General features: G+C 72.8%; 20 protein-coding genes. 2 read left to right on the top strand and 18 right to left on the bottom strand.

Annotation, left to right across the window (positions count from 1 at the left end; all coding sequences use genetic code 11):
- Positions 1 to 149 precede the first annotated feature (149 nt).
- Positions 150 to 701: an HdeD family acid-resistance protein gene (locus tag H7A69_RS12800; RefSeq protein ID WP_182047345.1), complete on the top strand. Its 552-nt coding sequence runs from the start codon at positions 150 to 152 to the stop codon at positions 699 to 701.
- On the opposite strand, the gene H7A69_RS12795 is transcribed toward H7A69_RS12800, so the two are convergent.
- The 18 genes from H7A69_RS12795 to H7A69_RS12710 all read right to left on the bottom strand — a co-directional run bounded on the left by H7A69_RS12795 (position 698) and on the right by H7A69_RS12710 (position 22,382).
- The gene (locus H7A69_RS12795; protein WP_182047344.1) at positions 698 to 1,774 is read right to left on the bottom strand and encodes a VIT1/CCC1 transporter family protein; all 1,077 of its coding nucleotides are present in this window, start codon (positions 1,772 to 1,774) and stop codon (positions 698 to 700) included. The genes H7A69_RS12800 and H7A69_RS12795 overlap by 4 nt on opposite strands.
- 324 nt (positions 1,775 to 2,098) lie before the next feature.
- Positions 2,099 to 3,544 carry a pyruvate kinase gene (pyk, locus tag H7A69_RS12790; protein WP_069710813.1) on the bottom strand — a complete coding sequence of 482 codons (1,446 nt, stop codon included), beginning with the start codon at positions 3,542 to 3,544 and terminating at the stop codon, positions 2,099 to 2,101.
- 141 nt (positions 3,545 to 3,685) lie between these two features.
- Entirely contained in the window at positions 3,686 to 5,143 is a 1,458-nt protein-coding gene (locus H7A69_RS12785; RefSeq protein WP_069710812.1) for a glutamate synthase subunit beta, read from the bottom strand.
- Between the two features lie 59 nt (positions 5,144 to 5,202).
- A complete protein-coding gene (gltB, locus tag H7A69_RS12780) occupies positions 5,203 to 9,678 on the bottom strand; it encodes a glutamate synthase large subunit (protein ID WP_411469367.1) in 4,476 nt (1,491 codons plus the stop codon).
- Between the two features lie 400 nt (positions 9,679 to 10,078).
- Complete coding sequence (gene lgt, locus H7A69_RS12775; RefSeq protein WP_182047343.1) at positions 10,079 to 11,074, bottom strand: prolipoprotein diacylglyceryl transferase; 996 nt, start codon at positions 11,072 to 11,074, stop codon at positions 10,079 to 10,081.
- A 202-nt stretch (positions 11,075 to 11,276) separates the two neighbouring features.
- Entirely contained in the window at positions 11,277 to 12,080 is an 804-nt protein-coding gene (gene trpA / locus H7A69_RS12770) for a tryptophan synthase subunit alpha (RefSeq protein ID WP_182047342.1), read from the bottom strand.
- Positions 12,077 to 13,291: a tryptophan synthase subunit beta gene (trpB, locus tag H7A69_RS12765; RefSeq protein ID WP_182047341.1), complete on the bottom strand. Its 1,215-nt coding sequence runs from the start codon at positions 13,289 to 13,291 to the stop codon at positions 12,077 to 12,079. Before trpB ends, trpA begins: the two co-directional genes overlap by 4 nt.
- A 61-nt stretch (positions 13,292 to 13,352) precedes the next feature.
- Positions 13,353 to 14,153, bottom strand: coding sequence for an indole-3-glycerol phosphate synthase TrpC (trpC, locus tag H7A69_RS12760; RefSeq protein ID WP_182047356.1), 801 nt, complete (start codon positions 14,151 to 14,153; stop codon positions 13,353 to 13,355).
- A gap of 11 nt (positions 14,154 to 14,164) precedes the next feature.
- Positions 14,165 to 14,404, bottom strand: a complete 240-nt coding sequence (locus H7A69_RS12755; protein ID WP_182047340.1) for a DUF6704 family protein — start codon at positions 14,402 to 14,404, stop codon at positions 14,165 to 14,167.
- Positions 14,401 to 15,162 carry a Trp biosynthesis-associated membrane protein gene (locus H7A69_RS12750; protein ID WP_182047339.1) on the bottom strand — a complete coding sequence of 254 codons (762 nt, stop codon included), beginning with the start codon at positions 15,160 to 15,162 and terminating at the stop codon, positions 14,401 to 14,403. The genes H7A69_RS12755 and H7A69_RS12750 overlap by 4 nt, the downstream gene beginning before the upstream one ends.
- A complete protein-coding gene (locus H7A69_RS12745) occupies positions 15,159 to 16,703 on the bottom strand; it encodes an anthranilate synthase component I (RefSeq protein WP_182047338.1) in 1,545 nt (514 codons plus the stop codon). Before H7A69_RS12745 ends, H7A69_RS12750 begins: the two co-directional genes overlap by 4 nt.
- Positions 16,700 to 17,131, bottom strand: a complete 432-nt coding sequence (gene hisI, locus H7A69_RS12740; protein ID WP_182047337.1) for a phosphoribosyl-AMP cyclohydrolase — start codon at positions 17,129 to 17,131, stop codon at positions 16,700 to 16,702. The genes H7A69_RS12745 and hisI overlap by 4 nt, the downstream gene beginning before the upstream one ends.
- 25 nt (positions 17,132 to 17,156) lie before the next feature.
- Complete coding sequence (gene hisF, locus H7A69_RS12735) at positions 17,157 to 17,954, bottom strand: imidazole glycerol phosphate synthase subunit HisF (RefSeq protein ID WP_259346219.1); 798 nt, start codon at positions 17,952 to 17,954, stop codon at positions 17,157 to 17,159.
- Entirely contained in the window at positions 17,951 to 18,790 is an 840-nt protein-coding gene (gene hisG, locus H7A69_RS12730) for an ATP phosphoribosyltransferase (protein WP_182047336.1), read from the bottom strand. The genes hisF and hisG overlap by 4 nt, the downstream gene beginning before the upstream one ends.
- A gap of 75 nt (positions 18,791 to 18,865) precedes the next feature.
- Positions 18,866 to 19,129 carry a phosphoribosyl-ATP diphosphatase gene (locus tag H7A69_RS12725; protein WP_058726551.1) on the bottom strand — a complete coding sequence of 88 codons (264 nt, stop codon included), beginning with the start codon at positions 19,127 to 19,129 and terminating at the stop codon, positions 18,866 to 18,868.
- A gap of 113 nt (positions 19,130 to 19,242) precedes the next feature.
- Entirely contained in the window at positions 19,243 to 19,902 is a 660-nt protein-coding gene (rpe, locus tag H7A69_RS12720; RefSeq protein ID WP_182047335.1) for a ribulose-phosphate 3-epimerase, read from the bottom strand.
- A 48-nt stretch (positions 19,903 to 19,950) separates the two neighbouring features.
- Positions 19,951 to 21,453, bottom strand: a complete 1,503-nt coding sequence (locus H7A69_RS12715) for an RsmB/NOP family class I SAM-dependent RNA methyltransferase (protein WP_259346218.1) — start codon at positions 21,451 to 21,453, stop codon at positions 19,951 to 19,953.
- Positions 21,450 to 22,382, bottom strand: coding sequence for a methionyl-tRNA formyltransferase (locus tag H7A69_RS12710; protein ID WP_182047334.1), 933 nt, complete (start codon positions 22,380 to 22,382; stop codon positions 21,450 to 21,452). The genes H7A69_RS12715 and H7A69_RS12710 overlap by 4 nt, the downstream gene beginning before the upstream one ends.
- A 93-nt stretch (positions 22,383 to 22,475) precedes the next feature.
- Between H7A69_RS12710 and H7A69_RS12705 the strand changes: the two genes are divergently transcribed.
- Positions 22,476 to 22,931 (top strand): DUF4383 domain-containing protein, encoded by a 456-nt coding sequence (locus H7A69_RS12705; protein WP_182047333.1) that lies wholly within the window; start codon positions 22,476 to 22,478, stop codon positions 22,929 to 22,931.
- Positions 22,932 to 23,679: the final 748 nt, after the last annotated feature.

Genomic DNA, 23,679 nt, shown 5'->3' with positions numbered 1-23,679 from the left:
GCGGGGTGGTGCGCGGGAGGCGCGCGTCCGTCGGCCGACCGGTCGACGGGTGTCGCGCCTCCCGGCCGCTGCCCGGTGCGACGCCGGACACCGGCCCGTCCCGCCGGGTACCGTCGGTGTCCTCGCGGGACCGAGTGGGAGGAGCGCCCGTGGACTCTCGTGCCGTGCGCACGTTCCGCGCGTTCGTCGTGGTGACGGCCGTGGTCGCGATCGGCCTCGGCATCGTCGCGGTCGTCTGGCCACGACCGTCCCTGGTCCTCGTCGCCCTGGTGTTCGGTGTCTACCTCGTCGTCGCCGGGGTGCTGCGCGTCGTGGCCTCGGTTCGGGGGCACGGCACGGCACCGTCGTGGCGGTGGACCTCCGGCGTCGTCGGCGCGCTCGTCGGCCTCGCGGGACTCGTCACACTGCTCGACCCGGCGGTCCCGCTGCTCGTCTACGCGGTGCTCGCCGGGGTCGCCTTCCTCATCGAGGGCGTCGCGGCCCTGGTGGGTGCGTTCGTCGGGCACCCGGGGTCCTCGCGACTGCCGTCGGCGGTGAGCGGCGTCCTCTCGCTCATCGGCGGCGTGGTGGTGCTCACGGCGCCCGGTCTCGCCCTGACGGTCTTCACCGTCTTCTCCGGCATCGCGCTCGTCGTCGTCGGGTCCGCGACGCTGCTGCTCCTGCCGCCGCGGGCCGCGCTGCGCCGCGGTCGGGCGCGCTAGGCCGAACCGGTCCCGAACAGCAGTCCGAGCCCGTAGGTCACGATCGCGGCGCCGAACCCGATCCCGAGCTGCCGGAGCGCGCGCCGGAGCGGGGACGCCCCGCTGAGCACGCCGACGACGGCGCCGGTGCCGAGGAGCGCGATGCCGACGAGGACCGCGGCCAGGACGATCGCCGGCCACCCCTCGAGTCCGAACAGGTACGGCAGCACCGGGATGATCGCGCCCGAGGCAAAGAACAGGAAGCTCGAGACCGCCGCACTCGTGCCGTTGCCGACCGCCTCGTGGTCGTCGACCGCCGTGGCCGCGGTGATCGTCCGACCGCCGAGGACCTCGTCCGCGTGCGCCTGCGCGTCCGCCTCGGTCATCCCACGCGCCCGGTAGACCAGCGCGAGCTCGTTCGCGTCGACGTCGAGGTCGGCGACCGCCCGACCGGCCTCGGGGTGCGGGGCGGAGGCGTCGAGCAGCTCGCGCTGCGACCGCACCGACACGTACTCCCCCGCCCCCATCGAGAGTGCGCCGGCGAGCAGGCCCGCGACGCCGCTCAGCAGGACGAAGTGGCGGTCCGCCCCGGAGGCGCTGATGCCGATGATGAGCGCGAGGTTCGAGACGAGGCCGTCGTTCGCCCCGAACACCGCCGCGCGGAAGGTGCCCGACAGCCGCATGCGCCCGCGGTTCGCGAGCCCGCGCACGACCTCGCCGTGGATGCGCTCGTCTGCCGCCATGCGGGCCGTCGCGTCGTCGTCGTCGGCGTAGGGCGAGCGGTCCTCGGCGCGCTGCATGAGCGCGAGCACGAAGACCGAGCCGAACCGCTTCGCCAGGGTGGCGAGCACGCGCGTGCGGAGGCTCCCGCGGAGCGGTCGTCCCACGTCGTCGCCGAGCAGGTCGAGCCAGTGCTGCTCGTGGCGCCCCTCGGCCTCGGCGAGGGACGCGAGGATCGCGCGCTCCTCGCCGGTCCGACGCGCGGCGAGGTTCCGGTAGACCGCGGCCTCCGCGCGCTCGTCGGCCAGGTAACGGCGCCAGCGACGGACGTCGGCTGCGGTCGGGGCGGTGCGGGGGTCGTCCTGGAGGCTCACACCCGCAATCCTGCCCGTTCCGCCCGACGGCCGGTCACCGGCACGGCGCGGTGGCCGGTACGCGTCGAGCGGCTGGCCGGGCCCGGACCCGCAGGTCCCGAGACGGGGGCGTCCGCGCGAGACGCCCCGGCGCGCACGAGACGCACCCGGATCCGGGTGCGTCTCGCGGAGCGAGCGGCGTTCCGCGAAGCCGCCGCCGTCTCGCGGCCCGAACGGCTGGCCGGGTGAGCGGCGGGGGCGCGACGAGACGGGCGCGGACCGGAGGCGGCGCGCGGTGCTGCGCCGTGCCTCCCGTCCGCGCCCCGTCGGCGTGGTGACCGGGTGTCAGTCCCGGACGTAGGCGGGTGCGGCCTCGGCGTGCGCGTCACCGACGCGGTGCACGCGGAGGTCGTTCGTCGACCCCTCGATGCCGGGAGGGGAACCCGCCGTGACGATCACCCGGTCGCCGGGAGCGGCGAGGCCGTTGGCGAGCAGCACGTCGTCGACCTGCGAGAACAGCTCGTCGGTGTGCGTCTTCCGGTCGACCAGGAACGAGCGGACGCCCCAGGTGAGCGCCATGCGGCGACGGGTCGCCTCGTTCGGCGTGAAGGCGATGATCGGCAGGCCGTGGCGCAGGCGCGACATGCGGCGGGCGGAGTCGCCGGACTCGGTGAACACGCAGAGGTACGAGGCCTCGGTGAACTCCGCGATCTCGACCGCGGCGAGCGTGATGGCGCCGCCGAGGGTGCGCGGCTTCGTCCCGAGCGGCGCGATGCGCTCCAGGCCGTGGTCCTCGGTGGACTCCACGATGCGGGCCATCGTGCGGACGGTCTGCACCGGGTACTCCCCGACGCTGGTCTCACCCGAGAGCATGACCGCGTCCGCGCCGTCGAGGACGGCGTTCGCGACGTCGGAGGTCTCCGCGCGGGTCGGGATCGGCGACGAGATCATCGACTCGAGCATCTGCGTCGCGACGATGACGGGCTTCGCCATCCGACGGGAGAGCTCGACGGCACGCTTCTGCACGATCGGCACGGCCTCGAGCGGGAGCTCGACGCCGAGGTCACCGCGGGCCACCATGATGCTGTCGAACGCGTCGATGATCTCCTCGAGCGCGTCGACCGCCTGCGGCTTCTCGACCTTGGCGATGACGGGGAGGCGCTTGCCCTCCTCGTCCATGATCTCGTGCGCGCGCTCGACGTCCTTCGCGTTGCGCACGAACGACAGTGCGATGAGGTCGGCACCCTGGCGGATCGCCCAGCGCAGGTCGGCCTCGTCCTTCTCGCTCAGCGCGGGGACGTTCACGGCGACGCCGGGCAGGTTGATGCCCTTGTTGTTCGAGACGGTGCCGGCGACGACGACCTCGGTGCGCACGCGCACGCCGTCGGTGTCGAGCACGCGGAGCCGGACGCGGCCGTCGTCGATGAGCAGCGGGTCGCCGGGCTTGACGTCCTGCGGGAGGCCCTTGAAGGTCGTGCCGCAGATCTCCTTCGAGCCGGGGACGTCCTCGGTGGTGATGGTGAAGACGTCGCCGACGTCGAGGTGGTGGGGGCCGTCGGCGAACTTCGCCAGGCGGATCTTCGGGCCCTGCAGGTCGACCAGGATCGCGACCGGCTTGCCGAGGTCCTCGGCCGCGCGGCGGACGTTCTCGTAGTTGGCCTCGTGGACGCTGTAGTCACCGTGGCTGAGGTTGAGGCGGGCGACGTCGACGCCCGCTTCGATGATCTCCTTGACGGTCTCGTAGTCCGACGTAGCCGGACCGAGCGTCGAAACGATCTTTGCGCGTCTCAATGGATTCCTTCGTGTGGTGGATGGTGCCGGGGTTCCGCGCTGTGGGGCCGCGCGGAACGGGAGCAGGCCACCAGCACCCTATCGAGTGCCGGTGGCCTGCTGGTCACTGTCGGTCCGGTGTTCCGTACGGGTTCACGCTGGTCACACCGTGAGCGCGCGGTCGGTGGCCTTGACCGGTGCCGGGAGGATCGTCGAGCCCTCGAGGTACTCGTCGACCTTCGACGCCGCGGCACGGCCCTCGGCGATCGCCCACACGATGAGCGACTGTCCGCGGCCGGCGTCCCCGGCGACGAACACGCCGGGCTCGTTCGTCGAGTAGTCGGCCTGGCGCGCGACCGCGCCCGACACCGTCACCGGCAGGCCGAGCTGCGGCTCGAGCGTCTCGGTCTCCGGGCCGGTGAAGCCCATCGCGACGAGGACGAGGTCCGCCGGGATCTCCCGCTCGGTCCCGGCCTTCGGCACCCGACGACCGTCGAGGTACTCGGTCTCCGCGACCCGCAGCGCACGGACCTCGCCCGCGGCGTTGCCGAGGAACTCGACGGTGGACGCGAGGAAGTGCCGCTCGCCGCCCTCCTCGTGCGCGCTCGTGACCTCGAACACGGTCGGGAACATCGGCCACGGCTGCTCGGACGGACGCTCGAGCGGCGGCTGCTTGCCGATCGCCAGGTTCGTCACGCTGAGCGCGCCCTGACGGTGCGCCGTGCCGATGCAGTCCGCGCCGGTGTCGCCGCCGCCGATGACGACGACGTGCTTGCCCTCGGCGGTGACCTGGTTGTCCACCGTCGTGCCGGCGTTCGCCTTGTTCTGCTGGACGAGGTACTCCATGGCGTAGTGCACGCCCGCGAGGTCGCGCCCCGGGATCGGCAGGTCGCGCGGCACCGTGGCACCGGTCGCGACGACGACCGCGTCGTAGCGGGACTTCAGGTCGTCCCAGGTGATGTCGACCCCGATCTCGACGCCCGCGCGGAAGCGGGTGCCCTCGGCCTGCATCTGGGCGAGGCGCGCGTCGATCTGGCGCTTCTCCATCTTGAAGTCCGGGATGCCGTAGCGGAGCAGGCCGCCGATCCGGTCGTCGCGCTCGTACACCGCGACGGTGTGGCCGGCACGGGTGAGCTGCTGCGCGGCCGCGAGGCCCGCGGGGCCCGAGCCGACGACCGCGACCGTCTTGCCGGTCAGGCGCTCCGGCGGGTGCGGGGTGACCCAGCCGTTCTTGTACGCCTCGTCGATGATCGAGACCTCGACCTGCTTGATGGTGACCGGCGGCTGGTTGATGCCGAGCACGCAGGACGCCTCGCACGGGGCGGGGCAGAGCTTCCCGGTGAACTCCGGGAAGTTGTTCGTCGCGTGCAGGCGTTCGATCGCCTGGCGGCCCTCGCCGCGCCACGTCAGGTCGTTCCACTCGGGGATGAGGTTGCCGAGCGGGCACCCCTGGTGGCAGAACGGGACGCCGCAGTCCATGCAGCGACCGGCCTGCCGCTTCAGGGCGCCGGACTCCTGCTGCTCGTAGACCTCCTTCCAGTCCATGAGCCGCAGCGGGACGGGACGGCGGGGCGGGAGTTCGCGCTCCTGCACCTTGAGGAAGCCCTTCGGGTCAGCCATGGTGCGCCTCCTGTTCGAACCGGGTCGTGGTCGTGGTCGTGGTCGTGTGCGCGTGCCGGTCAGCCACCGGTCACCTCCAGGATGCGGTTCCAGACGACCGTGCCGTCCGGGTCGAGGCCCTCGTCGACCGCCTGCCGACGGGTCTCGAGCACGGCCGCGTAGTCGCGCGGGAGCACCTTCACGAAGTCGCCGAGGTCACCCGACGCGAGCAGGTCGGCCGCGAGGGTCGACCCCGTCTCGGCCTCGTGCTGCCGCAGCAGGTCGGTGACGATCTCGACGTCGGCGCTGTCGAGCTCCTCGAGCCGGAGCTCACCGCTCGCCAGGGCCTCCGCGTTGACGTGCTCGCGACGCAGACCCCGGACGTACGCGGTGCCACCGGACATGCCGGCGCCGAGGTTGCGGCCGGTCTCCCCGAGGACGAGGGCGAGCCCGCCCGTCATGTACTCGAGCGCGTGGTCGCCCACCCCCTCGACCACCGCGGTGGCCCCGGAGTTGCGCACGAGGAAGCGCTCGCCCACGATGCCGCGGATGAACATGCTGCCCTGGGTCGCGCCGTAGCCGATGACGTTGCCGGCGATGACGTTCTCCGACGCGTCGAAGGCCGACTCGGAGTCCGGCCGGACGACGATCGAACCACCGGACAGGCCCTTGCCGACGTAGTCGTTGCTGTCGCCGACGAGCCGGAGCGTGATCCCGGCGGGCAGGAACGCGCCGAGCGACTGCCCGGCCGACCCGCGCAGCGTGATGTCGATCGACCCGGCCGGCAGCCCGTGCTCGCCGTGCCGGAGCGTGACCTCGTGCCCGAGCATGGTGCCGACGGCGCGCTCGGTGTTGCGGATCGGCAGGTCGAGCGCGACGGTGCCGCCGTGCTCGAGGACGTCGGCGGTCCGCTGGACGAGCTGGACGTCGAAGTGCTCGTCGAGCTCGTGGTCCTGCTCACGCAGGTGCCGGCGCGGCTCGTCGCGGTCGAACCGCGGGCCGTGCAGCACCGGTGCGAGGTCGAGCCCGGACGCCTTCCAGTGCTCGACAGCACGGTCGGTGTCGAGCGCGTCGACCTGGCCGATCGCCTCGTCGAGCGAGCGGAAGCCGAGCTCGGCGAGGAGCTCACGGACCTCCTGCGCGATGAACTCGAAGAAGTTCACGACGAACTCGGGCTTGCCCGTGAAGCGCTTGCGGAGCTCCGGGTTCTGCGTCGCGACGCCCACCGGGCACGTGTCGAGGTGGCAGACGCGCATGAGGATGCAGCCCTCGACGACGAGCGGTGCCGTCGCGAAGCCGTACTCCTCGGCACCGAGCAGCGCCGCCACGACGACGTCGCGGCCGGTCTTCATCTGCCCGTCGACCTGCACGACCACACGGTCGCGCATGCCGTTGAGCATGAGGGTCTGCTGCGTCTCCGCCAGCCCGATCTCCCACGGCGTGCCCGCGTGCTTGAGCGAGTTGAGCGGCGACGCCCCGGTCCCCCCGTCGTGGCCCGACACGAGGACGACGTCGGCCAGCGCCTTCGTCACGCCCGCGGCGACCGCGCCGATGCCGGACTGGCTGACGAGCTTCACGTGGACGCGAGCGGACGGGTTCGCCCGCTTCACGTCGAAGATCAGCTGCTTGAGGTCCTCGATCGAGTAGATGTCGTGGTGCGGCGGCGGCGAGATGAGCCCGACGCCCGCGGTCGCGTGCCGGGTGCGCGCCACCCACGGGTACACCTTGGTCGGGGGCAGCTGCCCGCCCTCGCCCGGCTTCGCGCCCTGCGCCATCTTGAGCTGGATGTCGGTCGCGTGGGTCAGGTACATGCTCGTCACGCCGAAGCGGCCGGACGCGACCTGCTTGATCGCGCTCCGCCGCTCGGGGTCGAGCAGGCGCTCGACGTCCTCGCCGCCCTCGCCGGTGTTCGACCGCCCGCCGAGGCGGTTCATCGCGATGGCGAGGGTCTCGTGGGCCTCCTGCGAGATCGAGCCGTACGACATCGCACCGGTGTTGAACCGCTTCACGATCGACTCGATCGGCTCGACCTCGTCGAGGGCGATCGGCTCCCGCTGGCCGGTACGGAACCGGAACAGCCCGCGGAGCGTCATGAGGTCCTCGGACTGGTCGTCGACGGCCTGCGAGTACTCGCGGAAGATGTCGTACCGCCGCGCACGGGTGGCGTGCTGCAGCCGGAACACCGTGTCGGGGTTGAACAGGTGCGGCGGTCCCTCGCGACGCCACTGGTACTCGCCGCCCGTCTGCAGGCGCTCGTGCGAGAGCACCGCGCCGTCCTGCGGGTACGCCTGGGCGTGCCGCTCGGCGTTCTCCTTCGCGATGACGTCGATGCCGACGCCGCCGAGGATCGACGAGGTGCCCGTGAAGTACTTGTCGACGAGCTCCTGGCTGAGGCCCACGGCCTCGAACGCCTGGGCGCCCGCGTAGCTGGACACCGTCGAGATGCCCATCTTCGACATGATCTTCAGGACGCCCTTGCCGAGCGCCTTGATGACGTTCTTCACCGCCTGTTCGGGCGTGATCCCGGTGATCATCCCGGACCGTACGAGGTTCTCGCAGGTCTCCATCGCCAGGTACGGGTTGATCGCCGAGGCGCCGTAGCCGATGAGGGTCGCGACGTGGTGGACCTCCCGCACGTCGCCGGCCTCAACGATGAGCCCGACCTTCATGCGCTGCTCGGTGCGGATGAGGTGGTGGTGCACGGCGGCGAGCAGCAGCAGGCTCGGGACCGGCGCCTGCTCGGCGTTGCCGTCACGGTCGGACAGCACGATGAACTGCTTGCCCGACTCGATCGCCTGGTCGACCTCGTCGCAGACCGCCGCGATGCGCTTCTGCATCGCCTTCTTGCCCGCGTCGACCCGGTACAGGCCCTTGATCGTGACCGTCAGGTGCCGACCGGACGTGGTCTCGAAGTGCTGGATCTTCGCGAGCTCGTCGTTGTCGATGACCGGGAAGTCGAGCACGATCTGCTTCGCGTGCTCGGGACCGGCGCTCAGGAGGTTCCGCTCCGGGCCGAGCCCCATGCCCATCGAGGTGACGACCTGCTCGCGGATCGAGTCGAGCGGCGGGTTCGTGACCTGCGCGAACTGCTGCGTGAAGTAGTCGAACAGCAGCCGCGGGCGCTCGGAGAGCACGGCGATCGGGGTGTCGGACCCCATCGCACCGAGCGGCTCCGCACCGGTCTGCGCCATCGGACGCAGCAGGATGCGGACCTCCTCCTCGGTGTAGCCGAAGGCGCGCTGACGACGGGTGACCGACGCCGGGGTGTGCACGATGTGCTCGCGGTCCGGCAGGTCGGCGAGGTTGATGCGGCCCTCGTCGAGCCACTGCGCCCACGGGCCCGACGCGGCCAGCTCGCGCTTGACCTCGTCGTCCTCGATGATCCGGCCGGCCTCGGTGTCGACGACGAACATCCGGCCCGGGCGCAGGCGGCCCTTGCGCACGACCTTCGCCGGCGGCACGTCGATGACGCCGGTCTCGGACCCCATCACGACGAGCCCGTCGTCGGTCACGAGGAAGCGACCCGGACGCAGGCCGTTGCGGTCGAGCGTCGCGCCGACGATCGCACCATCGGTGAACGTGATCGCCGCCGGCCCGTCCCACGGCTCCATGAGCATCGAGTGGTACTCGTAGAACGCCCGCAGGTCGGCGTCCATCCCCACCTGGTTCTCCCAGGCCTCCGGCACCATCATCGACACCGCGTGCGGCAGGCTGCGCCCGGTGAGCGTGAGCAGCTCGAGGGTCTCGTCGAAGGACGCCGAGTCGCTCGCGCCGGGGCTGACGATCGGCAGCAGCGGGGCGAGGTCGCCGAGCAGCTCGCTCTCGAGCTGCGACTGCCGGGCGCGCATCCAGTTCCGGTTGCCGCGCACGGTGTTGATCTCGCCGTTGTGGGCGAGGGTGCGGAACGGCTGTGCGAGCGGCCACGACGGGAACGTGTTCGTCGAGTACCGCGAGTGCACGATCGCGAGCTTCGACGCGAACCGCTCGTCGCTGAGGTCCGGGTAGAACGGCTCGAGCTGCAGCGTCGTGACCATGCCCTTGTAGACCGTGGTCCGGCTCGACAGCGACATGAAGTAGACCTCGACGTCGTGCTCGGCGCGCTTGCGCAGCCGGAACGCCTGCCGGTCGAGGGCGATGCCGCTCCAGGCCGCGCCGTGCACGTCGTGGCGGGTGGAGGCGACGAAGAGCTGCTCGAAGGCGGGCATCGCCGCGCGGGCGAGCGTGCCGAGGACCTCCGGACGGACCGGCACGTCGCGCCACCCGAGGACCTTCAGGCCCTCCTCGCGCGCGATGCGCTCGACGGCGCCCTTGACGGCGTGCCGCTCGTCGTCGTCCAGCGGCAGGTAGGCCGTCCCGACGGCGTACTCCCCCGCGGCGGGCAGCGCGAAGTCGACCTCGTCGCGCAGGAACGCGTCCGGCACCTGGCAGAGGATGCCGGCGCCGTCACCCGTGCCCGCGTCGGAGCCGACCGCGCCGCGGTGCTCGAGGTTGCGCAGCGCGCCGAGCGCGGCGTCGACGATGTCGTGCCCGGCGGTGCCGCGGAGCGTCGCGACCATCGCGAGGCCGCACGCGTCCTTCTCGTTCGCGGGGTCGTAGGCACCCACGGCGTCGGGCACAGCCGAGAAGCGACGGTGCGCCGGCGGCAGGGGCCGCGACGAGCGGGGGGCAGGGACTGGCTGGAGCGCCATGGGGAACCGTCCTCACGAGGAAGTGGAACAGGGACGTCGGTGGCCCGGTGGTGCGTTCCGCCCGAACGGGCGGGACTGGTGCCCGTGCGCGTCGCCGATGCGGGTCCGCCGGCGTCGCGCGAGGTGGTGGGTCGCTCGTGGCGGCCCGACCGTGGTGCGGGTGCCCGTGCACGGTGGGTGCCGTGCGCGGTGTGTTGCGGTGTGCTGTGACCCGGTGCGGGTCGGTCCGGCGCCGGGGCCGGACCGGTGCGCACCGGAGGTCGGCGTGCTACCGAGCGCTGCCCGTCGCGGGCACCGGATCGGCGTCGGCGGCGGCCGCGGGAGCGTCGTCGTCGTGTTCCGACCAGGTGTCGTCCGAGTCTACATCGGTGCTCCGACGCGGCTCGCGACCGGGCACGTACGGGCTCGGCTCCGCGCCGGTGTGCCGTCGCGTCTGGACGAGGAAGATCACGATGCCCAGCAGGATCGCCGCGAAGGACATCCAGACGTTGGTGCGGACGCCGAAGAAGGTCTCGCTGGTGTCGACGCGGATCGACTCGAGGACCGAGCGGCCGGTGCCGTACCAGATCAGGTAGAGGGCCATGACCTTGCCCCACTGGAGCCGGAAGCGCTTGTCGAGCAGCAGGATCACGACCACGCCGACAACGTTCCAGATGATCTCGTAGAGGAACGTCGGGTGGAACAGGGTGCCGTCGGGCAGGCCCTTCGGGAACGCCGGGTTCGTCGACTCGATCTGCAGGCCCCACGGCAGGCTCGTCGGCATGCCGAAGAGCTCGTGGTTGAAGTAGTTGCCGAGCCGTCCGAACGCCTGGGCGAGCAGGACGCCCGGCGCGATCGCGTCGATGAGCGTCGAGAAGCGCAGCCCCACCTGGCGGCAGCCGATCCAGGCGCCGAGGGAGCCGAGGATCAGGGCGCCGAAGATGGCGAGGCCGCCCTCCCAGATGTAGAGGAACGACCACGGGTCGCGCCCGGGACCGAAGTAGTCACTGACGTGCGTGAACACGTGGAACAGGCGGCCACCGATGATGCCGGCCGGCACCGCCCAGATGGCGATGTCGATGATGATCCAGCGTTCGACGCCCCGGGCGTTCAGCCGACGGTTCGCCAGCACGACCGCCGCGACGATGCCGAGCAGGATGCAGATGGCGTACGCGTGGATGCGGAAGTCGAGCGGCAGCGACCACCCGAGGACGTCGCGCAGCCAGGCGGTCAGGTCGAAGTACTGCCACGCGGTGCTCGGGCTCGGGATGCTCAGGAGGGGCATGGAGGTGCTGTCGCCTTTCGGTGCTGGACGGCCGCGGTGCCGCTGGAGGGTCGGCCCCGCTCACTGTAGCGCGGGAACCGCGCCCGCCAGGAACGCGGACGCCCGTCCTGTGGGAACTGTGACGTGGATGCGACGGGAGGCGCGGTGCGGGTGACCGACCCCGGTCACCTGCACCGCGCCTCCCGTCCGCGCGCTGGCTGTGTCAGCGGCGCCGAGCGCCGGTGGTCAGGTCGGCCGCGCGGTCCGCGACCCCCTGGACGCCGAGGTCGGCGAGGGCACGGACGAAGGCGGAGCCGACGATCGCGCCGTCGGCGTACTCGAGCACCTCGGCCACCTGATCGGCCGTCGAGATCCCGAGGCCGACGCAGGTGCGCTCCACGCCGGCGTCGCGCAGACGCGACACCACCGTGCGGGCCGCGGTGTCGACGCCGACGCGCGCGCCGGTGACGCCCATCGTCGACACCGCGTAGACGAACCCGCGGCTCGACCGGACGGCCTGCTGCATCCGCGTGTCCGTCGAGGACGGCGCCGCGAGGAACACCCGGTCGAGACCGGTCCGCTCGGAGGCGTCGATCCAGGCACGCCCCTCGTCGGGGATGAGATCCGGGGTGATGAGGCCGGAGGCGCCGGCCGACACGAGGTCGTCGGCGAACCGGTCGACGCCGTAGCGGAGCACCGGGTTCCAGTACGTCATCACGAGGACCGGCACGTCGACCCGGTCGGTGATCCGGTCGACGGCGTCGAAGACCTGCGCGACCCGGAAGCCGTTCGCCAGGCTCTCCTCCGCAGCGCGCTGGATGACCGGACCGTCCATGACCGGGTCCGAGTAGGGCAGGCCGAGCTCGATGACGTCGACGCCGTTCTCGGCGAGGGCGACGGCCGCGTCGACGCTCGTCTGCAGGTCCGGGAAGCCGGCGGGCAGGTAGCCGACGACGGCGCCGGCGCGCTCGGCGTTGGCGGTGTCGATGGTCGCGGCGACCGATCGGGTCGATCCGGGGTTCGTCACAGCTGCACCGCGCTCTCGTCGAGGATCCCGAAGTAGCGGCTGGCGGACGCCACGTCCTTGTCGCCGCGTCCGGACAGGGACACGAGCACGACGCCGTCGGGTCCGAGCTCCTTGCCGAGCTTGATCGCGCCCGCGAGGGCGTGCGCCGACTCGATGGCGGGCAGGATGCCCTCGGTCCGACCGAGCAGACGGAAGGCCTCCATCGCCTCGGCGTCGGTGATCGGCTCGTACTGCGCACGGCCGATCGACGCCAGGTAGGCGTGCTCCGGGCCGACGCTGGGGTAGTCGAGCCCGGCGGAGATGCTGTGGCTCTCGATCGTCTGGCCGTCCTCGTCCTGCATGAGGTACGACATGGTGCCCTGCAGGACACCGGTGCGGCCGAGCGAGATGCTCGCAGCGTGACGACCGGTCTCGAGACCGTCGCCGCCGGCCTCGTAGCCGTGCAGGCGGACGGACTCGTCGTCGAGGAACGCCTCGAAGATGCCCATCGCGTTCGACCCGCCGCCGACGCACGCGGCGACGGCGTCGGGCAGGCGACCGACGCGGTCGAGGACCTGCTGGCGTGCCTCTTCCCCGATCACCTTGTGGAACTCGCGCACCATCTCCGGGAACGGGTGCGGGCCCGCGACGGTGCCGAGCAGGTAGTGCGTCGAGTCGACGTTCGCCACCCAGTCGCGGAGCGCGTCGTTGATGGCGTCCTTGAGCGTGCGCGACCCGGTCTCGACCGGGATCACCTCGGCGCCGAGCAGCCGCATGCGCGCCACGTTGAGCGCCTGGCGCTCGGTGTCGACGGCGCCCATGTATACGACGCAGCCCATGCCGAACAGCGCTGCGGCGGTGGCGGTGGCGACGCCGTGCTGACCGGCGCCGGTCTCCGCGATGAGGCGGGTCTTGCCGAGGCGCTTGGCGACCAGGGCCTGCCCGAGCACGTTGTTGATCTTGTGCGAGCCGGTGTGGTTCAGGTCCTCGCGCTTGAGGATGATGCGCGCACCACCCGCGTGCTTCGCGAAGCGCGGCGCCTCGGTGATGATCGACGGCCGGCCGGTGTAGTCGCGCTGGAGCTCGTCGAGCTCCTGGCGGAACGCCGGATCGGCCCAGGCCTCGCGGAAGGCGGTCTCGAGTTCGTCGAGCGCGAGCACGAGCGACTCGGGGACGAATCGTCCGCCGAAGTCGCCGAAGTACGGGCCCTGCAGGTCACGGAGTGAGGTCACGGTGGGTCTCCCGGGATGTGCGGCCGTGCCCGGTGCGGGACGGCCGGTGGGGACGGGTCGGTCAGGAGCGCGGGCGGCCGAGGCCGTCCGCTGCGGCGATGAACGACGCGAGGGTGGCGGCAGGGTCGGCGCCCGTGACGAGCGCCTCCCCGACCAGGACGACGTCGGCACCCGCTGCGCGGTAGTGGGCGACGTCGGCGGGACCGGCCACGGCCGACTCGGCGACGCGCACGACCCCGTCGGGGATGCGGTCGGCGAGCGAGCCGAACAGGTCCCGGTCCAGCGAGAAGTCGGTGAGGTCGCGGGCGTTCACGCCGAGGATGCGGGCTCCGGCGTCGAGGCCGCGCGCGACCTCGTCACCCGAGTGCGCCTCCACGAGGACGCGCATGCCGAGCTGCTCGGCGAGCTCGTGCAGCTCGACGAGCTGCCGCTGCTCGAGCGCGGCCACGATGAGGAGCACGAGGTCCGCACCAGCAGCGCGGGCCTCGAGCACCTGGTACGGGTCCGCGATGAAGTCCTTGCGGAGCACCGGCAACGCGACGCGCGCCTTGACGGCCTCGAGGTCGGCGAGGCTCCCGAGGAACTTCCGTCCCTCGGTGAGCACGCTGATCGTCGAGGCTCCGCCACGCTCGTAGTCGGCGGCCAGGGACGCGGGGTCCTCGATCGCGGCCATCGACCCGCGCGACGGGCTCGCGCGCTTGACCTCGGCCAGGACCTTCACCCGGTCACCGGGGGCCAGGAACTCCAGGGCGTCGAGCGGCGAGGCCACCCGGTCGAGGTCGCGTTCGACGTCGGAGACCGGGCGATCGAGGCGACGCGTGGCGGCGTCCTCGAGCGCGCCCGCGACGAGGGTCTCGAGCACGTTCGGCACGACTACTCCGCGTGGTGCTTGGCGACGTACTTCGGGCCGTCGACCCCGTAGCCGGCGCGCTTCATGACCGCGCCCACGACGAGCCCGATCACCACGACGGCAGCCGAGGCCCAGACGCCCCACGCCATGTCGAACCAGAAGAACAGCGTCCCGGCCGCGAACCCGATCAGCATGATCACGACGGCGGTCCAGGCGGCGGGCGAGTGGCCTTCGCCGAGTTCTGCGGGCTCAGTGTTGCTCACGGTGCTCCTCGTTCTGCTCCGGCGCCGTCGTCCGATCGGCGCCGGTCCGATCCTACCGTGTCGGCCGTGGGCGACTCCCCCAGCGCGCCGTCCGGACCGGTGGTGCCCCCGACCGGCCGGGCAGCGCCCGGCCCGGTGTCGACGGTGCCTCCCGCGGTCGGGTCGGCTCCGGCGCTCAGGTCGTCCCAGTCGGTGATCGCGTCGCGGTGCAGGGGCGCCGCGGCCCGTGCGTCCGCCGCCGCTCCCGCCGTGGCGGCCGCGTACTTGCGCGTCGGGCCCGGCCACGACCGCTGCACGACGAACACGAGCACTCCGAGGAGCACGGCGAGCACCCCGCCCGCGATGCCGACCGCCGGCCAGACCGTCACGTCGACGCGCTCGACCACCTGGCGCACCGCCGCGGTGTCGCTGACGCCGGCGACCTCGCCGACGGCGCCCTTCGACGCGCCCACCGGGTCGGTCAGTGCTCCCACACCGGTCGCGACGACCGCGATGCCGAGCAGCACCTCGACCGCGGCGAGCACGACGCGGAGCACCCGTCCGGCGATCGTCAGCGCCAGGAAGAGCGCCAGGCTCGCGATGGCGAGGGCGGTGTACTGCGGCACCACCGCGGCACCGTCGGCGACGACGCGCGGCACGACCGCGGTCCCCGCGTGCAGGTGCACGGTGAACCAGGTCTGCGTCCACGCGAGCATCACGACACCAGCGACCGCCAGGCCGGCGACGACGACGAGGGGACGCGACCGCGAGCGCTTCACGACCGGACCTCGCGCATGCGGTTGGCGGTGGCGACGGCCCGCAGCGGGGCGGCCGCCTTGTTGACCGCCTCGACGTGCTCGGTGTGCGGGTCCGAGTCGGCCACGAGACCGGCACCGGCCTGCACCCGTGCGACGCCGTCCTTGATGAGGGCGGTGCGGATCGCGATGGCGAGGTCGGCGTCGCCGGCGAAGTCGAAGTAGCCGACCACACCCGCGTACGCCCCGCGCTTCGCCGGCTCGAGCTCGTCGATGATCTCGAGCGCGCGCGGCTTCGGCGCCCCGGAGAGCGTGCCCGCCGGGAACGTCGCCCGGAACACGTCGATCGCCGACGCCCCAGGACGGACCGAGCCCTCGACGCTCGACACCAGGTGCATGATGTGGCTGAACCGCTCGACGGTCATGAACTCGGTGACCGCGACGGTCCCGGGACGGCAGACCTTCTGCAGGTCGTTGCGCGCGAGGTCGACGAGCATGAGGTGCTCCGCGCGCTCCTTCGGGTCGGCGAGCAGCTCCTCGCCCAGGCGGACGTCCTCGACCGGGGTGCCGCCACGGGGCCGCGACCCGGCGATCGGGTGCGTGATCGCCCGACCGTCCTGCACCTTCACGAGCGCCTCGGGCGACGCGCCGACGATCCAGAACCGCTCGTCGTCGGTGTCCGCGAGCGCGAGGAAGTACATGTACGGGCTCGGGTTCAGGGTCCGCAGCACCCGGTAGACGTCGAGCGGGTCGGCCGTGACGTCGTGGTCGAACCGCTGCGAGATGACGACCTGGAAGACGTCACCGTCGCGGATGAAGTCCTTCGACCGGGTGACCGCCGCCATGTAGTCGTCGGGCGTGGTCCGGTGCCGGGGCGTCGGCTCGGCGATCTCGAACGCCTCGGCGACGGTCGCGGCGCTCGGCTGCACGAGGTCGGCCTGCATGCGGTCGAGCCGCGCCTGGGCGTCGTGCCACATCGTGTCGGACTCGTCCGTGCCGTCGTTGAGCACGCTCGCGACGAGCAGGACGAGGCCCGTGCGGTGGTCGAGCGCGGCGAGCTCGGAGACGAAGGCGAGCGCCTGGCCCGGCACGTCGAAGTCCGCGGGCGGCACGCTCGGCAGGTGCTCGAGCTGGCGCACGGCCTCCCACCCGATGAAGCCGACGGTCCCGCCGACGAGCGGCGGCGTCCCCGGCACGCGGGGGGTCGCCCAGCGCTCGTGCAGACGGGCGAGCACCTCGAGCGGGGCGCCGTCGAGCGAGTCGACGGCGCGGGACGCCGGGATCCCGGTGTCGATCCAGGCGGCGCGGTCGCCCTCCTGCGTCAGCACGCCGAAGCTCCGGACGCCGACGAACGACCACCGCGACCACAGGCCGCCCTGACCGGCGGACTCGAGCAGGAACGACCCCGGACGACCGTCCGCGAGCTTGCGGTAGACGCCGACCGGCGTCTCGCTGTCCGCGTAGAGGGCGCGGACGACGGGGACGACCCGGTGGTCGGCCAGCAGGCCGTCGAACTCCGGACGGGAGGTCGTGCGCGGCTCCTCGGAACGGGTCGCGGTGCTCATCGGGTCCCCTCCACCACTGCGGTCGCGTCCGCGGTGGCGGTCGCGTCCGGCGCCGCGCCGGGTGCGGACGCGGTGACGGGGTCGAGCGGGTCCACGTCGAAGCAGCGGTGCGCCCCGGTGTGGCACGCGGCGCCGACCTGGTGCACGGTGACGAGCAGGGTGTCGTCGTCGCAGTCGAGCGCCGCCCCGCGGACGTACTGGGCGTGGCCGGAGGTGTCACCCTTGCGCCAGTACTCCTGCCGGGAGCGCGACCAGAAGGTCACCCGTCCCTCGGTGAGGGTGCGGCGGAGGGCTTCCCGGTCCATCCAGCCGAGCATGAGGACGTCCTTCGTGGACTCCTCCTGCACGATGGCGGGGAGCAAGCCGTCGAGCCCGAACCGCGCGCGGTCGAGGACCGCGTCCGTGCTGGTGCTGGTGCTGTCGGTCATGAGGCTCCTAGCCTACGGCGGACGGTCAGCGGACCGGGTGCCCGGCCGCGCGCAGCGCGTCCTTGACGTCCCCGATGGTCATCTCGCCCCGGTGGAAGACGCTCGCGGCGAGGACCGCGTCCGCACCCGACTCGACGGCCGGGGCGAAGTGCTCGACTCGCCCCGCGCCTCCCGACCCGATGACCGGGACCGGGGACACGGCGCGCACCGCGGCGATGAGCTCGAGGTCGAACCCCTCCTTCGTGCCGTCCGCGTCGATCGAGTTGACGAGCAGCTCGCCGGCCCCGCGCTCGACGCCCTCGCGCGCCCAGGCGATCGCGTCCAGGTCGGACTCCGTGCGCCCGCCGTGCGTGGTGACGACGAAGCCCGAGGGCATCCGGTCGCTGCGCTTGACGTCGAGCGACAGGACGACCGCCTGCGCCCCGAAGCGGTCCGCGATCTCGCCGACCAGGGCCGGGCGCGCGATCGCGGCGCTGTTCACACCGATCTTGTCCGCACCGCACTGCTGCAGGCGCGAGACGTCGTCGACGCTCCGGACGCCGCCGCCGACGGTGAGCGGGATGAAGACCTGCTCGGCCGTGCGCGTGACGGTGTCGTACATGGTGGCGCGGTTCTCGACCGTGGCACCGACGTCGAGGAAGGTCAGTTCGTCCGCACCCTGCTCGTAGTAGCGGGCGGCCAGCTCGACCGGGTCGCCGGCGTCCTGCAGGTCGAGGAAGTTGACGCCCTTCACGACCCGGCCACCCGACACGTCGAGGCACGGGACGACCCGGACGGACACGCCGCCGGCGATCCCGGCGGCTCCCGTCGTCGGGGTGCTCACAGGCGTGCTGCGTGGATCGGGCTGACCAGGATCGCGCGGGCGCCCAGGTCGTACAGCGCGTCCATGATGAGGTTGGCGTCCTCGCGCGGGATCATCACGCGGACCGCCGACCAGTCGCGGCCGTGCAGCGGCGAGACCGTCGGTGACTCGATGCCCGACGCCACCGCGGTGGCCTGCTCGAGCAGGTCCGTCGGGATGTCGTAGTCGAGCATCACGTAGCCGCGGGCGACGAGCACGCCCTGCAGCCGGCGACGGAGGACGTCGATGCCGGGGATGGTCTCGTCGGTCGAGACGAGCAGTGCCGTCGACTCGAGGATGACCGGGCCGAAGATCTCGAGGCCCGCCGCGCGGAGGGTGCTGCCCGTCGAGACGACGTCGGCGACCGCGTCGGCCACACCGAGCCGGACCGCGCTCTCCACGGCGCCGTCGAGCTTGACGAGCTCCGCGGTGACCCCGTGCCGGGCGAGGAACTCCCCCACCAGACCCGGGTAGCTCGTCGCCACGCGCACGCCGTCGAGGTCCTGCAGCTCGGTGAACCGGCCGGGCGTGCCGGCGAAGCGGAACGTCGAGTCGGCGAACCCGAGCGCGTCGACCTCGTGCGCCGCGGACCCGGAGTCGAGCAGCAGGTCGCGGCCGGTGATGCCGACGTCGAGCGCACCCGACCCGACGTACGTCGCGATGTCGCGCGGGCGGAGGAAGAAGAACTCGACGCCGTTGCGCTCGTCGAGCAGGTGGAGCGCCTTCGGGTCACGGCGACCGGCGTACCCGGCCTCCCGGAGCATCTCGGAGGCGGTCTCGGACAGCGAGCCCTTGTTGGGCACGGCGATGCGGAGCATCAGGGGGTCTGCTTCCTGTTGGAGGTCGGTGACGGCTGCGGGTCGCAACGGCGCCGGAGCGCGCGTGGCGGGTGCCTACAGATGTCGCCAGACGTCCGCCGGGGTGAGCCCCTTGGCGACCATGAGCACCTGGAGGTGGTAGATCAGCTGCGAGATCTCCTCCGAGGTGCGCTCGTCGCCCTCGTACTCGGCCGCCATCCAGACCTCGGCGGCCTCCTCCACGATCTTCTTGCCGATCTGGTGCACGCCGGCGTCCAGTTCGGCGACGGTGCCGGAGCCCTCGGGGCGCGTGCGCGCCTTCTCGGTCAGCTCCGCGAACAGGTCGTCGAACGTCTTCACGGGGACCAGGCTACCGTCCTGCTCGGGTCCGGCGGACGCACCGTCCGGACGGGAGGCGCTGCCCGACCCCGCCTCGTCGGTCGGGTCGGTCGTCGGTCGGCCTGCGACGGCGGTCACGCGCGGGCCGCCGCGGCCGCCTCGCGCAGGTCCGCGATGCGCTGCGCCGGCTCCCCGCCGTACACGGCGGAGCCGGCCACGAGCGTGTCGGCGCCGCTCCGCACGGCCTCGGGCACGGTGTCCACCGCGATGCCGCCGTCGACCTCGAGCCAGACGTCGAGGCCCGAGGCGTCCACGGCGGCGCGGGCATCGGCGAGCTTGGGCATCACGGACGGCATGAACGACTGGCCGCCGAAGCCCGGCTCCACCGTCATGAGCAGGATCATGTCGTAGGCGTCGAGGTGGTGCAGGACCTGCGTGATCGGCGTGCCGGGCTTCACGGCCACGGCGGCGCGGGCACCGTTCGACCGGATCGCGGCGGCCGTCGCCACCGGGTCGTCGGCGGCCTCGAAGTGGAAGGTGACGCTCGCGGCACCGGTCTCGGCGTACTTCGGCGCCTGCGTGTCGGCGTCCGTGATCATGAGGTGCACGTCGAGCGGCACCGGCGAGACCTCCTGCAGGCGCTCCACGATCGGCAGGCCCAGCGTGAGGTTCGGCACGAAGTGGTTGTCCATCACGTCGACGTGCACCAGGTCGGCGCTCTCGATGCGGTGCAGCTCCCGCTCGAGGTTCGCGAAGTCGGCGGACAGGATGCTCGGCGAGATGCGGATCGTCACCCGGCAACCCTACCGATCCGTCCCCTCGCAGGACGCAACGGACGAGGGTCAGGCGGTCCGGCGGAACAGCGCGACGAACATCGCGTCCGTGCCGATCCGGTGCGGCCACAGCTGCACCGTCCGACCGTCGGCGACCTGCGGGTCCCGCGCCGCGACCGCGCGGACGACGCCGGCGGTGTCGAGCTGTTCGAGCACGTCGCCGTGCCGCGCCATCAGGGCGTCGACCTGGCCGCGGGTCTCGGCGAGGTGCGGCGAGCACGTGACGTACGCGAGCGTGCCGCCCGGCGCGAGTGCCCGGACGGCGGCGTCGAGCAGCTCCGCCTGCAGCGCCGCGAGCTCTGGGACGTCCTCCGGCTGCTTCCGCCAGCGCGCCTCCGGTCGTCGGCGCAGCGCCCCGAGCCCGGTGCAGGGAGCGTCGAGCAGGATGCGGTCGAAGCGCGCGTCACCGGGTCTGCCGAACCGGCGGCCGTCGCCCTCGACGACGGACACGACGTCGTCGCCCGCCACGGTGGCGAGTGCCTTCCGCACGAGGCCGGCCCGGGCGGGGACGAGCTCGTTGGCGACGAGCGTCGCGCCGGCCTGCGCGGCCTCGGCCGCGAGCAGGGCCGCCTTGCCGCCGGGTCCGGCGCACATGTCGAGCCACCGCTCCCCCGCACGCACGTCGGAAGAGCGGGTGAGCGCGAGGGCCGCCAGCTGCGAACCCTCGTCCTGCACGCGGAGTCGACCCGCGGCGACGCCCGGCACGCGCGCGGGGTCGCCGGCCGTCCCGCGGATGCCCACCGGCGAGACCGGGCGGTCGTCCGGCTCGTCGTCGGCGGCACGGACGGGAGGCTCGTGCCCCGCCGCGTCGTCGGCGTCCGTGTCGCCCGCGGTCGGCTCGGGCGGCCGCACCGCGGTCCGCAGGTCGTCCTCCGTCGCGAGCCCCGGCAGCGCCACGAGCTGCACGCGCGGCGCGACGTTGTCGGCGGCGAGCAGCGCGGCGAGCTCGTCGCGCGAGCGTTCGGCGGCCAGGGCGTCCCGGAGCGCCGCCACGACCCACGCCGGGTGCGACCACCGGGTCGCGAGCAGGGCGTCGCCGCCGCGGCCCGCCGTGACGAGGGCGTCCCACTCGTCGTCGGTCTTCGCGGCGACCTTGCGCAGGACGGCGTTCACGAAGCCGGTGGCCCGGCGGGCGCCGACCTCACGGGTGAGCTCGACGGTCGCCGACACCGCGGCGTGCGTCGGCGTCCGCATGCCGAGGAGCTGGTGCACGCCGAGCCGCATGACGTCGAGCACGTCGGACTCGATGTCGTCGACCCGTCGGCCGGACGCGACGCCGACGATCGCGTCGTACCGGCCGAGCATCCGGATCGAGCCGTAGGTGAGCTCGGTCGCGAAGGCGGCGTCGCGGGCGGACAGGCCGGCACGGCGGATGCGGGTCGGCAGGAGCAGGTTCGCGTAGGCGTCGTCCACCTGCACGGCACGGAGGACGTCGAAGGCGACCCGACGCGCGCTCACCGTCCGCGGGCCGCGCTGGCGGTCGTCGGGGCGCCGGGCGTGCGTGCCGCTCACGAGAGGACCTTCCCGTCGAGCGGACCGAGCCCGCGGGCCCAGGCCGCGGCGTCCATCGGCTTCTTCCCCGCGGGTTGCACCTCGAGCAGGGCCAGGGGCTCGTCGGCGGTACCGACGACCAGGCGTCCGTCGACCAGGCCGAGCGCACCCGGGGCGAGGGGCGGGGCGGAGGAGGGCGTGCCTCCCGACCGACTGCTGCGGAGCAGCTTCACCCGCAGGTCGCCGAGGTGGGCGTACGCGCCGGGCTCGGGGGTGACCCCGCGCAGGTGCGCGTGGACGGCCACCGCGGGTCGGTCGAAGCCGACGTGCCCGTCGGCGATGGTCGTCTTCGGCGCGGTGGTCGGCTCGCCGACCTGGTCCGTGGCGACCGCGGTGCCGTCCGCGAGTGCGTCGACCACGCGCAGGACGGTGCCGGATCCGGTCTCGGCCATCGCGGCGAGGACCTCGCCTGCGGTGGCCTCGGGGTCGATGTCGAACGGGTCGCTGGCGTACACCGGGCCGGCGTCGAGGGCCTCGACGAGCTGGAACACCGTCGCGGCCGTGCGGGTGTCGCCGGCCATCACGGCGCGCTGCACGGGTGCGGCGCCGCGGTACGCGGGCAGGGCGGAGAAGTGCAGGTTGACCCAGCCGAGCCGGGGGGCGTCGAGGGCCGGGCGGCGCAGGAGCGCACCGTAGGCGACGATCACGCCGAGGTCCGCCCGCAGGTCGACCAGCTGCCGGGTCACGGCGTCGTCGACGCGGGTGGCCTCGACGACGGGCAGACCGAGTTCCTCGGCTACCTGCGCCACCGGGGTCGGCGTGAGCACGCGCTTCCGGCCCTGCGGGGTCGGCGGACGGGTGAGCACGGCCGCGATCTCGTGGTCCGAGGCCGCGAGACGTCGGAGGGTGGGGACGGCCGCAGCGGGGCTGCCGGCGACGACGAGGCGCATGGGTTCCATCGTCCCACGGCCCGCGCTGTCCGACCGACGCGCCGGTCGTGCGGCTGCGGACGGACCGCGAGGTTCCTGCGTACCGTCTGTGACATGAGTGACGTCACCACCTCCACCAACCGCTACGCCGGGTCGTCGATCCAGAAGGTCGCGCTCGTCGTGGGCATCGTCTTCCTGCTCGTCGGCATCGCCGGGTTCGTCCCGGGCCTGACCACCGGTGAGCTCGGCGGCGCGGGACACGCGTCGATGGGGATGCTGCTCGGCATCTTCCAGGTCTCGGTGCTGCACAACATCGTCCACCTGCTCTTCGGTGTCGTCGGGCTGCTCGCGGCCTCGCGTGCCTCCGGGTCGCGCATGTACCTCGTGCTCGGCGGCGTCGTCTACTTCGTGCTCTGGGTCTACGGCCTGTTCACGGCCGGCACGATGTCCGGCGCGAACTTCGTGCCGCTGAACTGGGCGGACAACTGGCTGCACCTCGTGCTCGCGATCGGCATGGTCGCCCTCGGTGTCGTCTTCCCGCGGGAGCGCCGCCGGCCCGCCGGCGCCTGACCGCCGGTCCCCCTCCGCGACACGCAACGTGGGCGGTTCCCCGCAGCGCAGTACCGCTGCGAGGGACCGCCCACGTTGCGTCCTGCGAGACACGCGCTCGCGGCGGTCAGACCTCGGTGAAGGGCTCCGCGTCGTCGAGCCGCACGCGGAGCGTCGGTGCCGCCCGGCGACGGTTGCCCCCGGGGAGCACCCGTCGCGTCGACGAGCGCCGGATCACCTCGGCCTTGAGCGTCGCCGCGACCTCGGCCCCGTGCGCGTAGGGGAACCGCACGATGGCCCGGACGGTACCCGGCGTCGGGTCGTCCGGCACCGGCACGGGTCCGAGCACGTCGCCGACCGTCGCGTCGCCGAGCGCCTCGACCGCGGCGGTCACGGCCTCGTCCGTGCCGGTCAGCGTCGCAACCCGGACCGCCGGCGGGAAGTGCAGGGCACGGCGGTCGACGAGCTCGTCGTGCGCGGGACCGTCCAGCCGCCCGAGCCCCATCGCCGTGGCCCGCTTCCCGCCGAAGCCGACGAGGGACACCTCGGCCCCCGGGGCCCCCTTCGCGGCCGCACCGGGCCAGAAGCGCAGGACGGCCCCCTGCCCGCGGAGAGAACGGGAGAGCACACCTCTGAACTCCCGTCACTCCGGGGAATCTCGTATGCCGCCTTCTGCTTGTAAAAAAAAAAAACAAGCAGCCAGTAGGTGCACTGCGCATTACTTCCTACATAACACAGTACTACGGTCTCAGTCATCGACTCTCGTCTC

Origin of the sequence: Curtobacterium sp. ME26 (assembly GCF_903970945.1) — a bacterium.
Lineage (GTDB): Bacteria > Actinomycetota > Actinomycetes > Actinomycetales > Microbacteriaceae > Curtobacterium > Curtobacterium citri.
The sequence above is the reverse complement of the archived record's forward strand: the minus strand, read 5'-3'. Positions and strand labels throughout refer to the sequence as shown.

Coding starts and splice junctions, on each gene's coding strand:
- H7A69_RS12785 (WP_069710812.1), bottom strand. CDS start 5,143: ATGGCTGACCCGAAGGGCTTCCTCAAGGTGCAGGAGCGCGAACTCCCG.
- gltB (WP_411469367.1), bottom strand. CDS start 9,678: ATGGTCGCGACGCTCCGCGGCACCGCCGGGCACGACATCGTCGACGCC.
- lgt (WP_182047343.1), bottom strand. CDS start 11,074: ATGCCCCTCCTGAGCATCCCGAGCCCGAGCACCGCGTGGCAGTACTTC.
- H7A69_RS12745 (WP_182047338.1), bottom strand. CDS start 16,703: ATGAGCACCGCGACCCGTTCCGAGGAGCCGCGCACGACCTCCCGTCCG.
- hisI (WP_182047337.1), bottom strand. CDS start 17,131: ATGACCGACAGCACCAGCACCAGCACGGACGCGGTCCTCGACCGCGCG.
- hisG (WP_182047336.1), bottom strand. CDS start 18,790: ATGCTCCGCATCGCCGTGCCCAACAAGGGCTCGCTGTCCGAGACCGCC.
- H7A69_RS12710 (WP_182047334.1), bottom strand. CDS start 22,382: ATGCGCCTCGTCGTCGCCGGCAGCCCCGCTGCGGCCGTCCCCACCCTC.
- H7A69_RS12705 (WP_182047333.1), top strand. CDS start 22,476: ATGAGTGACGTCACCACCTCCACCAACCGCTACGCCGGGTCGTCGATC.